Origin of the sequence: Mycobacterium sp. DL440 (assembly GCF_011745145.1) — a bacterium.
Classification (GTDB): domain Bacteria; phylum Actinomycetota; class Actinomycetes; order Mycobacteriales; family Mycobacteriaceae; genus Mycobacterium.
Genome location: NZ_CP050191.1, coordinates 4,385,527 through 4,398,648 on the forward strand (window position 1 = coordinate 4,385,527; position 13,122 = coordinate 4,398,648).

The window sequence follows — 13,122 nt, forward strand, 5'->3', positions numbered from 1 at the left end:
GATCGCCGAAATCACCTTCGCTATCGAGTGCCGTTCAGGCGCCGCAGCCAGCTTCCGAACGAGTGCCGCACGGTCACCGAACCCATCCTGACCCGACCGCGCACGATGAGGTGCAGCTGGTCCGATGGCGGGCTGGAGCGAACTTTGACCGTGGCGCTTCCCGCGACGGCGTTGACACCGTTGAGATCGGCGGTGGCCGAGTCGGGCACGATGAGCTCCGTGCTGCTGCAGTAGTCGTCGATGACGATCTCGACCACGGGCCCGGACAGAGTCGCAGAGGTGAAGTCCAGGGTGGTGCTGCACAGCCGGGTGTTGAGATGCAGGGCCGGCGCCACCCTCCACTGCCCGCGCCGCACGATCGAGGACATCCAGCCCCGCAACTCCTCGGGTGCCACCGCGGGCCGGTGCGACGTCGGGACGGCCGGGGGCAGGGCCATCGGCAGATCGGCCATCACTGCGCTCAGCTCGCCGCGGGTGCGGGCAGCCAACGCGGCGTCGTAGCGCTCGCTGAACTCGTCGAGCGTGATCATGCCCTCGGCTACCGCGCGTTCGAGTAGTTGTCCCACCTTCGCGCGCTCGGCGTCGGAGACTCGGAGATGGTCATTCTGGCCTGAGTCCATGTACCGAGGTTAGGCGAATGACGCGCCGGACCAGGATGCCGACCACCAGCAGCCACGCCACGAATGCGATCCAGAAGAACACATGTGATACGACAATCAGTGCATTCCAACCGGTTTCGACAGTCAGGCCATAGGCGGTCACCGAGTACATGCCCAGCGGGAACACTGCCGGCCAGTCGAGCATCTGACGCCAGCTGGTGATGGCCAGAGGCAGGATCTGCACTGTCGCGACGGCGAACGTCACGAGGGTGAGCCCGCGCACCGTATCGGCGAACGGGCCGGGAGACAGCCCGACGTGGATGTGCTCACCGGCCAGTGTGGCGATGGCAATGCCACCCATCAGGATCCAGTGATCGGGTGGGACGTTGCGCCGGACCTCGGGCTCTGCCAGTGCCCGCCACGCGATGAGCCCGGTCATCAGGCAGTACAGGCCCAAGGCGGCCACCCAGAAGATGAACGCCCAGAACATGATTCCCTCAACCATGAACACCAGCGACAGCGCCGACGTCCCGACGCTGGCCAGCTCCCAGGTGCCACGTGCACGATCCCGCAGGCCGGCGAGGCCCAGCCTCCGCATCCGCACCAGCAGCATCGGGGTCAGCGACAGCCAGCCGGCGAGGCCCATCGCCCCCAGAATCCACAGCGCCGGCCGATACTCGGCGAATCGGGCGGCCACCACCGCGCACGCCGCCACGTAGGTGAACAGTCCGACGATCGTGTCGATGCTCCGCAGATCAAAGGATCGCCGGCGGGTTGCCACCAGGTACATCAGCACCGGCAGCCCGAGAGCCGCGAGTACCGCCAGCGGCCAACTGATGACGCCGTAACCGTGCTGCACGGCGGAGATCGACACAATGCCGGTCGCCATCACCGCGGCAAATGCCTCGGGTTTCACGCCCCGAGCTCCACCACCAGATGCCGGATGCCGGTGTGCCGGTTGCTGCGGGTCCACTCGACGGGCTTGACCAGGCGGGCGCTGTCGAAGCGGGCCAGCAGCTCCTCGAACAACACCCGTAGCTCCAGCCGGGCCAGGTTGGCACCCAGGCAGTAATGGATGCCGTAGCCGAAACCCAAGTGCGGATTGGGTTTACGGGTGATGTCGAAAACATCCGCCCGCTCGAACACCAGCGGATCCCGGTTCGCCGAGCCCTCCCAGACCTGCACCTTCTGCCCGGCCTCGATGTCGCATCCGCCCAAGGACACGGCACGGGTGGCGGTGCGCCGCTTGGACGGTGACGGCGAACTCCAGCGCACCATCTCCTCGATGGCGGTGGGTAGTTCCCCGAGATCGTCACGCAGCAAGGCCATCTGCGAAGGGTTTTCGATCAGTGCCAGCAGCCCGCCCGCCACCGAGTTGCGGGTGGTCTCGGCGCCCGCGCTGAACAGCAGGCTGAAGAACAGATACAGCTCCAAATCAGATAGAGCCGCCGCTTCATCATCGCGAAAGGCGTTGGCCACCACCGAGAGCATGTCGTCGGTCGGCTGGGCGCGTTTGGCCGCAATCAACTCGGAGCCGTAGGTGTACATCCGCGAACCGGCCTCTTCGACGGACATCTGCGGCATAGCCGCCGAGCGTGAACCGCCGAAGTCGAACTGCGGCTCGATCGCATGGAACAGCCAATGCCGTTCGGATTCGGGCACTCCCAGCAGTATGCAGATCATCTGCATGGGCAGTTCGGCGGCCACGTCGACCAGGAAATCAAACCCCACGCCAGGCTCGATCCCGTCGAGTAGCCGGCGCGTGCGAGTCCTCAGATCGTCTTCGACTCGCCGGATCATGCGCGGGGTGAGCCCGGAGCTGACCAGCCGGCGGATCTCGGAATGCCGCGGGTCGTCCATCATGTTGAGCACCTGCCCGGCGATGGACAGGTCTTGGAGCAGGGTGCCGCCGTAGGGCCGGTCGCCACCGGTGACCGAGGAGAAGGTTTCCGCGTCCCGCAGTACCGCAAGGGTTTCGGCGTGGGTTGCCACCGACCAGAAGCCCTCACCGTCCGGAGTGTGTTCCGTCGGAGAGTGCCAGTACACCGGCGCCTCGCGACGGTGCACGTCGAACAACTCGTGCGGGAAACCGGCAGCGAAATTGTCCAGATCGGTGAGGTCGGCCACCAACGTCACAAGATGGCACCCGAGGTGTACTTGGCGGCCTCCGGGTAGCGGCTGACCAGTTCGTCGACGGCTGCGACGACTCCGTCGACCTGGGCCCCGGCCGCTCCGGTGAAGGCCTGCTTGTCGGCCAGCGCGGCCTCCAGGGCGGCCCGGTCCAGCGGCAGCCGCGGGTCGCCGGCCAGACGGTCCAGCAGGTCGGGTTCGAGACCGCGCTCACGCATGCCCAGCGCGACGGCGACGGCGTGTTCCTTGATCACCTCGTGGGCGGTTTCGCGGCCCACCCCGGCCCGCACCGCGGCGATCAGGATGCGTGTGGTGGCCAGGAACGGCAGGTAGCGGTCCAGCTCGCGCTGGATCACGGCCGGGTAGGCGCCGAACTCGTCGAGCACGGTCAGGAACGTCTCGGTTTGCCCGTCGACGGCGAAGAACCCGTCCGGCAGCGCGACGCGGCGCACCACCGAGCAGAACACGTCGCCCTCGTTCCACTGCGCACCGGCCAACTCGGCGGCCATCGAGGCATATCCGCGCAGCACCACCTGCAGGCCGTTGACCCGCTCACACGAGCGGGTGTTCATCTTGTGCGGCATGGCCGAGGAGCCGACCTGCCCGGGCGCGAAACCCTCGGTGACCAGTTCGTGGCCGGCCATCAGCCGGATGGTGTGCGCCAGCGAGGACGGGCCGGCCCCCACCTGCACCAGCGCCGAGAGCACGTCGTGGTCCAGCGAGCGGGGGTACACCTGCCCAACGCTGGTGAAAACGTCTGTGAATCCCAGAAATTGGGCAACCCGACGCTCCAGCTCGGCCAGTTTGTCGGTGTCCCCGTCGAAGAGGTCGAGCATGTCCTGGGCGGTGCCCATCGGACCCTTGATACCGCGCAGCGGGTAGCGGTCGATCAGCTCACGCAGCCGGGTCAACGCCAGCAGAGTCTCCTCGGCCGCCGAGGCGAACCGCTTGCCCAGCGTGGTGGCCTGGGCGGCCACATTGTGCGACCGGCCCGCCATCACCACGTCGCGGTAGACGACGGACCGCTCGGCCAGTCGGGCGACGACGGCGACACCGTGGGCGAATACCAGCTCCAGGGAGCGGCGGATCTGCAGCTGCTCGACGTTCTCGGTGAGGTCGCGGCTCGTCATGCCCTTGTGCACGTGCTCGTGGCCGGCCAGCGCGTTGAACTCCTCGATGCGCGCCTTGACGTCGTGGCGGGTGACGCGCTCGCGGGCCGCGATCGAGGCGAGGTCGACGTTCTCCAGGACGCGCTCGTAGTCGTCGACCACGCCGTCGGGAACCGCGACACCCAGCTCTGCCTGCGCACGCAGCACGGCGAGCCAGAGTCGCCGTTCGGCGACGATCTTGGCCTCCGGCGACCAGATCGCGACCATTTCGTCGCTCGCGTAGCGGTTGGCCAGAACATTCGGGATCGTCACGAACACACAGCTTACGGCCCGGGCCGGGGTACCAATGAGACAGTGGACGGATGTACTTCGTCGGGCTCGACCTCGCGTGGGGCGAGAAGAATCAGACGGGTGTCGCTGTCATCGACTCCAGTGGCCGGGTCCTTCACGTGGGCGTGGCGCAGGACGACGACGACATAAGGGCGGCGATCGAGCCCTACATCAGCGGCGACTGTCTGGTTGCCATCGATGCGCCGCTCATCGTGAAGAACCCGACGGGCCACCGGCCGTGTGAGCGGGATCTCAACCGGGATTTCCAGCGGTTCGACGCCGGGGCGCGCCCGGCGTTCACCGAGCGGCCCGAGTTCAAGCATCCGCGCGGCGCGCGTATCGCGTCGGCACTGGGCCTGGACCTGGATCCGTCGTCGCCGTCGAATCGGCGCGCGATCGAGGTCTACCCGCACCCGGCGACCATCGTGCTGTTCGGGCTCGACAAGACCTTGAAGTACAAGCGCGGCGCCTTCGGCGACCGGCAGCGCGAGCTGCTGCGGTTGATGACATTGATCGAGGAGCTCGACACGGCGACGCCGAGGCTGCGGGCGAACCGCAATGTCAACTGGGTGGAGCTGCGCAAGCGGATCGAGGCAGCCACCCGGCCGGGCCAGCTCGACCGGGACGAGGATCCCGTCGACGCCATGCTCTGTGCCTACATCGCGTTGTACTGGTACGACCGGCCGGAGGATGTGACGATCTACGGCGACGTCGCCTCGGGTTACATCGTCACCCCGTCCCTGCCCGTAACGCGCCTGCCTAGACCCCGACCCGCACCGGTCAGCGACGCGGCACCCTCGACGGCGGTCGCCGAGTACGGGGCCCGCCGCCCGGACCTGGTGGCCGCCACCGAGCAGTACCTCAAACTGGTCACCGGGCTGCTCGACGAGGCGGGCATCAACTACCTGAGCATCACGGCACGTACCAAGAGCATCGATTCGTTCGCCGCGAAAGCCACCCGGCGTGCCCCCGATGGCACACGGATGTACAGCGATCCGTTGGTGGAGATCACCGATCAGGTGGGCCTGCGCGTCATCACCTATCTGCGTGAGGACGTCGACGCGGTGGCCAACCTGCTGGCCGAGGAGATGCGGCTGCTCGACGACCAGGACATGGGTCTGCAGACCGCCAGGCAGGGCCGGTGGGGCTATGCGAGCCGGCATCTACTGTTCGGGGTCGAGGGCGAACAGTATCCGGCATCCATCCAAGTGCGGACCGTGCTGCAGCACGCGTGGGCCGAGTTCGAGCATGACGTGCGATACAAGGGTTCGATCCCGCCTGAGCACGTCAGCGAGCTGGACCGCCGATTCACGTTGGCAGCCGGGCTTCTGGAACTGGCCGACCGTGAGTTCACCGAGATCCGGGAACGCCTGCGGCTGACCATGACCGAGGGGGAGGAGGCCGAATCCCCGGAGTTCTCCAGGGACTCACGCATCGCCACCCCGGTGCTGGCCACCTATCTGGGCAACCGTTTCGCCGATGCCGGCTGGTCGCGCACCGACCACTACGGGTGGATCTCCGGGCTGCTGCTCGAACTCGGCATCACGTCACTGGAAGCGCTTACCGGCGTGCTGGACTCGGTGGACACCGACGAGATCAACCGGCTCATGGACTACCGATACCCGCCCGGCGCGGTGCGTCGACTCGATGACGCGTTGTTGGCCGTGTTCGACGACCGCTACCTCGGTCTCGACGGCAATGCGCACCGGGTTGCATTGCTGCAGAACCGGATTGCGAAACTTCGCACCGAATCCTAGGGAGCGTCACCGAGGTGGGTGGGGTCGGTGATGCCGGCCCCACGAATGCCGAGTTGCCGATTGATCACCATGGTGATGCCGAACAGTACGACTCCGGTGACGACGAGCGCCAGGGCGAGGATGTACTGCTCCGCCGGCCGTCCCGAGGTGGGCAGCACCAGATACAGCGAGGCGACGACGCCGACGACGGGCAGCACGGTCGGAGTCTTGAAGTGGCCGCCCCCTTTTCGGACATCGCGGCGCAGCACCAGCACCGCCACGTTGACGACCGAGAAGACCGCGAGCAGCAGCAGCGATGTGGTGCCGCCGAGGATCGCGACGGTGTCCCCGCTCGCGAACGCCGACACGTAGAAGATGAGTCCGAACGCGATGAGTGTGGTGAACATGATCGCCACCCACGGCGTGTGGCGCTTCGGATGCACCGCGCCGAGCATCGGCGGCAACACATGCTGGCGGGCCATGCCGTAGATCAACCGACTGGCCATCAGCATGTTGATCAACGCGGTGTTGGACACCGCGAACATCGAGATGATCGGCAGGATGTTTGAGAACGGAAGGCCCGGCGCCGCGGCTTCCATCACCTTCACCAGCGGGGACGAGTCAGACTCGGCAAGTGTTCCGACCGGTACCAGTGCGACCGCGATGATGGCGACGACGACGTAGACCAGGCCGGCGATACCCAGACCGGTCAACAGCACCTTCGGGAAGATCCGCACCGGATCCTTGGTCTCCTCAGCCATGTTGACCGAGTCCTCGAATCCGACCATCGCGAAGAACGCCAGCGACGTCGCAGCGGTCACCGCGACGAAGGCATTCTTCTCACCGGAGGTGTCGAAGGCGACGACGCGGGAGAAGTCGACATCCACCCCGCTGACGATGGCCCACAATCCGACCACGACCACGATCACCAGGCCGGTGATCTCGATGAACGTCAGAACCACGTTCAGCTTGACGCTCTCGCTGACTCCCCGCAGATTCACCGCGGCGATCAGGGCCATGAACAGCAGAGCCAGCAGGACGACTCCGACCACTTTGAGGCTGGCCACGTGATCGGCGTAGAACTGCCCGAGATTGACCTCGACCGCATCGAAGAAGCTGATCGCGAAGAACCTCGAAGCCGTTGAGGCCGAGGTGATTCCGGAGCACATGACGATGAAGGCCACCAGGAAGGTGACGAACTGGATGCCAAATGCCTTGTGCGCGTAGAGCGCTGCACCCGCCGCTTGCGGATACTTGGTGACCAGCTCGAGATAGCTGAATGCGGTGATGGTGGCGATCAGGAAGGCCGCGAGGAAGGGAACCCAGGCGGCGCCGCCAACTTCCTTGGCGACCTGCCCGGTCAGCGCATACACACCGGTGCCGAGGATGTCTCCGACGACGAACAGCAGTAACAGTCCGGGACCCATCACCCGCTTGAGCTGTGGCTCCTCCGCGGTTGTGGGTTGCGACATTCCCCCTCCTTCAGCCGGTCAGACGCGTCCCCGCCTGCTCGTCGACGGGCGCAAGGACGTCGATCACGTCGATTAACGTGGCGCGGGCGTTGACTCTGGCCCCTTCGCCTTCGTCCACCAACGATGCAACCACGGCTCCATCGACGGCGCACACCAGGGCGGTGACCAATTCGGCTCGCACCGAGCGGCCCGAGCGTTCCACCACCTCAAGCACCGCATCGGTGCGCTGTTGCAGGATGCGACGTTGGATGTCGCGCAGCCCGGGCTGTCGGGCGCAGGCGATATAGCGCTCGTAGCGCGAGATCAACTCCTCGCTTCCCGGCCGCTCCAGAGATTCTCCCAGCAACAAATCGACCAGGACGCCGGCGGTCGACTCGGCACCGCGACGCCGCCGCGACAGGTTGGCCACACCGACCTTCAGTTGTTCGGCCTCCCGGGTTCCGATGTATTCCACGGCCTTCCCGATGAGGTCGTCGAGAGACGAGAAGTAGTACGTCGTAGAGGCCAACGGCAGGCCGGCCCGGCGCGCGACGGCACGATGCCGGACGGCGTCGAAACCGCCTTCACAAAGCAACTCAGCGGCCGCCCTGACGAGGGCGTACCGCCGACGCTCCCCTTTAGGGGTGACCGCTGCCGTCACCTTCCACATGCTGCCAGCACGGTCCCGTCCACATCGGGCTTTCGGTCAATCATCAGGCTCTACTCAGGTTTTTTAGCGCGCCGGCGTTGCCGCGAGAACGCCGCTGACCGATGCCTTTGTCGGGCGATGGCAAGATGGCCCGCATGCCCAACTTGAGCCGTCGCGCAGTCTTGCGCCTCGGCGTCGGTGCGGCCGCCGGCGCCGCCGGCGCCTTCGCCCTCGCCTCCGCCCCGGGTTCGATGGCCAGCCCCGTCGCAGCGCCCACGATGACGAGCGGCTCGTTCACCTCGGCCGCCCGCGGCGGGACGAACACCAACTGGGCCATCGCGCGCCCGCCGGGCCAAACCGGCAAACTCCGTCCGGTCATCGCCCTGCACGGCAAAGGTCAGGATGCCGCCGGTGTGATGGCCGGAGGCGTCGAGCACGGCCTGGCCGAGGCGGTGGCGGCCGGGTTGCCACCGTTCGCGGTGGTCGCCGTCGACGGTGGTGGAAGTTATTGGCACAAGCGCGCATCCGGGGAGGACTCGGGCGCGATGGTGCTCGACGAGCTGATCCCGATACTCGGCGATCAGGGCCTGGACACCTCGCGGGTGGGCTTCCTGGGCTGGTCGATGGGCGGCTATGGCGCACTGCTGCTGGGTTCGCGCCTGGGACCTGCGCGCACGGCCGCGATCTGTGCGGTCAGCCCGGCGCTCTGGACGTCGTCGGGTGCCGCAGCGCCGGGGGCCTTCGACAGCGCAGCCGATTACGCCGCCAACAGCGTCTGGGGCCAGCCCGCGCTGGGATCGATTCCGATCCGGATCGATTGCGGCAACAGTGATCCGTTCTATTCGGCCACCAAGCAGTTCATCTCCGAACTGCCCAATCCTCCAGCCGGCGGCTTCTCCCCCGGTGGGCACGACGGCAGCTTCTGGAGTTCGCAACTGCCCGCCGAGATCTCCTGGATGGCCCCGCTGCTGGTCGCCTGACTCTCACGGCGCTAAACGGTGATCCGGCCCTCTGCGGCGGCGAGACCGATGTCACTGCGGAAGTGACTGCCCGGCAAGCGAACCGACTTGGCGAGTGCGTACGCCACGTCGCGGGCGGCAGGTAAGTCGGTACCGGTGCCGACGACCGAGAGCACCCGGCCGCCGGAGGACACCACCTCACCGTCCTCGCGGCGCGCGGTGCCGGCATGCAGCACACCGTCGGCTTCCGAACCGTGAATGACGTCGCCGACACGCGCCCGGCCCGGGTAGTTCTCCGCGGCCACCACCACGGTCACGGCATAGCCGTCGCGCCACTGCAGGTCGCCGAAGGAGGCGAGCTCACCGGTCGCTGCAGCGTTCAGCAGTTGCCCCAGCGGCGAATCCAGCAGGGCCAGAACCGATTGCGTCTCCGGATCGCCGAAGCGGCAGTTGAACTCCACCACCGCTGGACCGTTCGAGGTGATCGCCAGGCCGGCGTAGAGCAGGCCGGAGAACGAGCTGCCCCGGGCAACCAGTTCTGCCGCAACGGGGTTGACAACCTCGTCGACGATCTGGGTTTTGACCGAGTCCGGCAGCCACGGCAGCGGGGCGTAGGCTCCCATGCCGCCGGTGTTGGGTCCGGTGTCTCCGTCAGCGACCCGCTTGAAGTCCTGGGCGGGCAGCAGCGGGACCACGGTGGCGCCGTCGACGACACAGAACAGCGACACCTCGGGGCCGTCCAGGAACGACTCCAGCAGCACCGGGTGCCCGGAGTCGAGCAGGCTGGCGGCGTGGGCGCGGGCGGCGTCGCGATCGGCGCTGACCACCACGCCCTTGCCGGCGGCCAGGCCGTCGTCCTTGACCACCCAGGCGGCCTGGCCGGCGGGCGGACCGAAGCGGTCCAGCGCGGCGTCCAGGTGTGCCGGGTTGTCGACGATCTCGCTGCTCGCAGTCGGCACCCCGGCCGCGGCCATGACGTCCTTGGCGAACGCCTTGGAGCCCTCGATGCGGGCGGCGTCCTTGCTCGCGCCGAAGCAGGCGATCCCGGCGGCCCGCACGACGTCAGCCACGCCGAGCACCAGCGGAACCTCGGGGCCGATCACCACCAGGTCGCTTTCGAGGCGCTGGGCCAGCTTCACCACGGCCTCGCCGGAGGTGATGTCGACGTCGTACTGGTCGGCAATGGATTGGGTCCCGGCGTTGCCGGGGGCCACCGCCAACTCCTCCACCTGCGGGTCGCGGCGCAGGGCCAGCAGCAGGGCGTGTTCACGGGCTCCGGATCCGATAACGAGGACGCGCACGGTCGTAGCGTAGCGGGAAACCTACGGGCATACACTTGACGCCACGGTGTATGGTCGAATCCAGGAATGTGCCCGCCGTCACACAAGGAGATGACCCCGGCATGACAACGATGAGCGCCTGCCCGTTCGGCGCCGGCTACGACTTCACCGATCCCGACGTCCTGCTCCGCGGAATCCCCGTCGAGGAGTTCGCCCAACTGCGCAAGACCGCGCCGGTGTGGTGGAACGAGCAGGGCGAATCGATCTTCAACGACGGCGGCTACTGGGTGGTCACCCGCCACGAGGACATCAAGACCATCTCCCGCGACGGCGGCGCAGTGTGGTCGACAAACGCCAAGGGTGCCGTCATGCGCCTTCCCGAGGGGGTGACCTCCGAACAACTCGACCTCACCAAGGCGCTGCTGATCAACCACGACGCGCCCGAGCACACCCGGCTGCGCAAGCTGGTGTCGCGACTGTTCACCCCGCGTTCGGTGGCCGCGCTGGAGGAGAAACTCGCCGTCGCCGCGCGGGAGATCGTGGCCGCGGCTGCGGAACGAAACTTCGGCAATTTTGTTGACGAAGTGGCGATGCCGTTGCCGCTGCTGGCGATCGCCGACCTGATCGGCGTACCCGAGGAGGATCGGGAGAAGTTGTTCCACTGGTCCAACGCGATCATGAACACCGACGACCCGGACTTCGACGCCGATCCGACGATGGCCAACGCCGAACTGATGGGCTACGCCTACAACATGGCCGAGGAGCGTCGGAAGTGCCCGGCCGACGACATCGTGACGCGTCTCGTGCAGGCCGACATGGGAGAGGAAGGCGGCGAGGGCATCACGGACGTCGAGTTCGCGTTCTTCGTGATCCTGCTGGCCGTGGCCGGCAACGAGACCACCCGCAACGCCATGACGCACGGCATGAACGCCTTCCTCGAAAACCCCGACCAGTGGGAGCTTTTCAAGCGTGAACGCCCCGAAACCGCGGTCGACGAGATCATCCGCTGGGCCACGCCGGTGCACTGCTTCCAGCGCACCGCCCTGGTCGACACCCAGATCGGCGATGTCACCGTGAAGGCCGGGCAGCGTGTCGGCCTGTTCTACAGCTCGGCCAACTACGACGAAGAGGTGTTCGAATCCCCGTTTGATTTCAATATCCGGCGCAACCCCAACCCGCACCTGGCCTTCGGCGGAAACGGCGCGCACTTCTGCATCGGCGCCAACCTGGCGCGGATGGAGATCAAGCTGATGTTCAACGAGATCGCCGATCAGATCCCCGACATCACCAAACTGCGCGAGCCCCAACGTCTCCGGTCGGGATGGATCAACGGCGTCAAGGACCTGCAGGTCTCCTACCGCGGCTGATCAGCGGCTTGGTCGATCCGTTGTTCTAGGATTCGCCTATGCGAACGCACGGGTGGTCCGGCTCGGCGCCGGCCAGCGACGAGGAGGCGATTGCCCGCATCCTCGTCGCTGCGGGCAACGCCATCGATGAGCGGGGCGCCGACTTCTCCATCGCCGACGTGGCGCGCACGCTCGGGGTCACCCGCCAGACCGTGTACCGCTATTTCCCGAGCACCGACGCCTTACTGGTGGCGTCCGCGGTGTATGCGGCCAGCGACTTCCTGGACCGGGTGGCCGCCCACCTGCAGGGAGTCACGGACCCGGTGGAGGCGGTCGCCGAGGGTATCGCCATTGCGCTCGATTGGCTCCCCAAGGACAAACGCATCGGTTTGCTCGTCGCTCCCGGTCGCGCCGACGTGCACACCGAGTCGGTGACCTCCGATGTCGCGGTCGACTTTGCCCGCGCCCTGTTGCGCAAGTTCGACGTCGATTGGGCCGGCCTCGGCTACACCGACGCCGAGCTCGATGAGCTCGCCGAGCACCTCCTGCGGATCATCCAGTCGTTCGTCATCGACCCGGGCCGGCCTCCGCGCACCGGCGAGGCGCTACGTAGCTACCTGCGCCGGTGGGTCGGATCGGCCGTCGTGGCCGGGAAACTGGCGCCCAAAGCGCCGTCCGCCGGGATCTAGACGGGTTCAGCGCGTCAACGTCGTTCGAAATGCTGATAGTCGACCGGGTCCAGCCAATGTCCACCCCACCGCCAGCCACGCTCGCCGAAGGTCCGGACCACCACGTCACCGTCGCGGATCATCCCCTGATCGGTGCGGGTGCGGTCCAGGTACACCCGGGCCGTGACCGGCTGCAGGTCGCCGGAGGCTGAGATGTACGGGTTGATCAGGGGGTTGAGGTCGACCGCACGGCCGTACGCGTGCAACGACCACGATCCGCTCGGCAACGGCCGGCAATTGAACGCCGAGGTGTTGTTGTCCTCCATGGACAGCTCGTCGTCGGCGCGCGGATAGTGGTCCACCGTGCGCACCTTCTCGATCGGGAATCGGGCCGAATACAACTCCGTGAAGATCGCGATCACGTCGCTGACCGCATCACGGTTGACCACCAACTCACCACGGTGCGATCGGCCGTCAAAACCGAGATAAGACAGGGTGATTCGGCGGAGGTCGGCGGGCGGTACCGGGCATCCCGGCCGCCAGCTGGCACCCAGCGCGGCCTCGTCCACCGGCTGCACCCGCGCCGGTTGCTGCGCCACCGAACCCGGCTGCGGCCAGGTGATGGGAGTCCTCGGCGCCGTGACCGAATCCGGCGCACCAGCGGCGCACGCCGTCGTGCACCCCGTGAACAGACCCACCACCAGGGCACATGCGCGGACCGTTGAGACGCCCACCCCGCGACTCTAGATCGTGGAAGCGACAAATCCGGCGGCAGCGCCCGTGCCTCGGCAAATTGGCGTCGGACCGGCCGTTTACCCACGTCGCAGCATTCTGCGGTTTCACAGTTCTGGACACGGCGTGTAGC

At 67.0% G+C, this 13,122-nt stretch carries 12 protein-coding genes; 4 read left to right on the forward strand and 8 right to left on the reverse strand.

What is annotated here, in order from left to right:
* Positions 1-20: 20 nt before the first annotated feature.
* The 4 genes from HBE63_RS21475 to purB are packed head-to-tail and all read right to left on the reverse strand — an operon-like array spanning position 21 to position 4,150.
* A complete protein-coding gene (locus HBE63_RS21475) occupies positions 21-620 on the reverse strand; it encodes a DUF1707 domain-containing protein (protein WP_166906553.1) in 600 nt (199 codons plus the stop codon).
* On the reverse strand, positions 601-1,515 hold the full coding sequence (locus HBE63_RS21480) for a tellurite resistance/C4-dicarboxylate transporter family protein (protein WP_208301176.1): 915 nt from the start codon (positions 1,513-1,515) through the stop codon (positions 601-603). Before HBE63_RS21480 ends, HBE63_RS21475 begins: the two co-directional genes overlap by 20 nt.
* On the reverse strand, positions 1,512-2,735 hold the full coding sequence (locus tag HBE63_RS21485; protein WP_208301177.1) for a cytochrome P450: 1,224 nt from the start codon (positions 2,733-2,735) through the stop codon (positions 1,512-1,514). Before HBE63_RS21485 ends, HBE63_RS21480 begins: the two co-directional genes overlap by 4 nt.
* Entirely contained in the window at positions 2,732-4,150 is a 1,419-nt protein-coding gene (gene purB / locus HBE63_RS21490; protein ID WP_166906555.1) for an adenylosuccinate lyase, read from the reverse strand. The genes HBE63_RS21485 and purB overlap by 4 nt, the downstream gene beginning before the upstream one ends.
* Before the next feature lie 50 nt (positions 4,151-4,200).
* Between purB and relZ the strand changes: the two genes are divergently transcribed.
* Positions 4,201-5,925, forward strand: coding sequence for a bifunctional ribonuclease/(p)ppGpp synthase (gene relZ, locus HBE63_RS21495; RefSeq protein WP_166906556.1), 1,725 nt, complete (start codon positions 4,201-4,203; stop codon positions 5,923-5,925).
* Here relZ and HBE63_RS21500 read toward each other — a convergent pair.
* A complete protein-coding gene (locus tag HBE63_RS21500) occupies positions 5,922-7,376 on the reverse strand; it encodes an APC family permease (protein ID WP_166906557.1) in 1,455 nt (484 codons plus the stop codon). The genes relZ and HBE63_RS21500 overlap by 4 nt on opposite strands.
* A gap of 10 nt (positions 7,377-7,386) precedes the next feature.
* On the reverse strand, positions 7,387-8,025 hold the full coding sequence (locus HBE63_RS21505; RefSeq protein WP_166906558.1) for a TetR/AcrR family transcriptional regulator: 639 nt from the start codon (positions 8,023-8,025) through the stop codon (positions 7,387-7,389).
* 125 nt (positions 8,026-8,150) lie between these two features.
* On the opposite strand from HBE63_RS21505, the gene HBE63_RS21510 reads away from it, so the two are divergent.
* Positions 8,151-8,984: an alpha/beta hydrolase family protein gene (locus HBE63_RS21510; RefSeq protein WP_166910039.1), complete on the forward strand. Its 834-nt coding sequence runs from the start codon at positions 8,151-8,153 to the stop codon at positions 8,982-8,984.
* Between the two features lie 11 nt (positions 8,985-8,995).
* On the opposite strand, the gene purD is transcribed toward HBE63_RS21510, so the two are convergent.
* Positions 8,996-10,264: a phosphoribosylamine--glycine ligase gene (purD, locus tag HBE63_RS21515; RefSeq protein WP_166906559.1), complete on the reverse strand. Its 1,269-nt coding sequence runs from the start codon at positions 10,262-10,264 to the stop codon at positions 8,996-8,998.
* A 101-nt stretch (positions 10,265-10,365) separates the two neighbouring features.
* Here purD and HBE63_RS21520 point away from each other — a divergent pair, with 101 nt between their 5' ends.
* Positions 10,366-11,610, forward strand: a complete 1,245-nt coding sequence (locus HBE63_RS21520) for a cytochrome P450 (protein ID WP_166906560.1) — start codon at positions 10,366-10,368, stop codon at positions 11,608-11,610.
* 38 nt (positions 11,611-11,648) lie between these two features.
* Entirely contained in the window at positions 11,649-12,278 is a 630-nt protein-coding gene (locus tag HBE63_RS21525) for a TetR/AcrR family transcriptional regulator (RefSeq protein WP_166906561.1), read from the forward strand.
* A gap of 14 nt (positions 12,279-12,292) precedes the next feature.
* Here the strand turns inward: HBE63_RS21525 and HBE63_RS21530 are convergent, their stop codons facing one another.
* Positions 12,293-12,991 (reverse strand): M15 family metallopeptidase, encoded by a 699-nt coding sequence (locus HBE63_RS21530; protein ID WP_166906562.1) that lies wholly within the window; start codon positions 12,989-12,991, stop codon positions 12,293-12,295.
* Between the last annotated feature and the right edge of the window lie 131 nt (positions 12,992-13,122).